The 624-nt window shown below is 66.5% G+C and carries 1 protein-coding gene; it reads left to right on the forward strand.

The features are described 5' to 3' along the window. A partial coding sequence (locus FS507_RS19830; protein ID WP_222121448.1) for a hypothetical protein occupies positions 1 to 319 on the forward strand: 319 nt, incomplete at its 5' end. Between the last annotated feature and the right edge of the window lie 305 nt (positions 320 to 624).

The following is a 624-nucleotide window of genomic DNA, read 5'->3' on the forward strand; positions in this document are numbered from 1 at the left end:
TTTGGTTCTGTCGGGAGTGGTGGGTGAACACGGCCTCATGGGAGTTGAAGAGGTAGAGGAAGGGGTTGGGGGTGATGAGGTGAAGGTGAGGGAGGGGAGGGAGATGAAAGTGGGGGGTGAGGGAGGGGGAGGAGGGTTGGGGGGTGGGGGGGTGGTGGTGGATGAGGGGGGAGAGGTGGTGGTGGAGGGGGGGGTGTGGAGTGGGGTGTGTAGGAGGAGATGGAGGGGGAAGGGGGTGGGGGAGGATGGGGGGTGGAGAAGGTTGGGGAGGGGGTTGGTGGTGGAGAGGTTGGTGTGGGTAAGGTGGAGGAGGTGGTGATGAAGGGGGTGGGGGGGTGGATGTTGGAGAGGTGGAGGTGGAGGAAAGGGGGAGTGTGGGGGAGTTGGGGGAGGGGGTGGGGAAGGCGTTGGTGGAGGGGTAGGTGGAGAAGGGGGAGAGGGACGAGAGGATGGAGGTGGGGAGGGGGGTGAGGGGGGAGATAGTGGGGGTGGGGGGAGAGGGAGGGAGTGGTGGGGAGGGTGGTGGGGGTGTTGGTGGGGGGGTGGGTGGTTGTTTGGAAGGGGGGTGGGGGGTGGGGTGAGGGAGTGGGTGGGGATTGGGGGGGAGGTGGAGGTTGAGGGTGT

Source organism: Corynebacterium glyciniphilum AJ 3170 (assembly GCF_007673095.1).
Taxonomy (GTDB): Bacteria; Actinomycetota; Actinomycetes; order Mycobacteriales; family Mycobacteriaceae; genus Corynebacterium.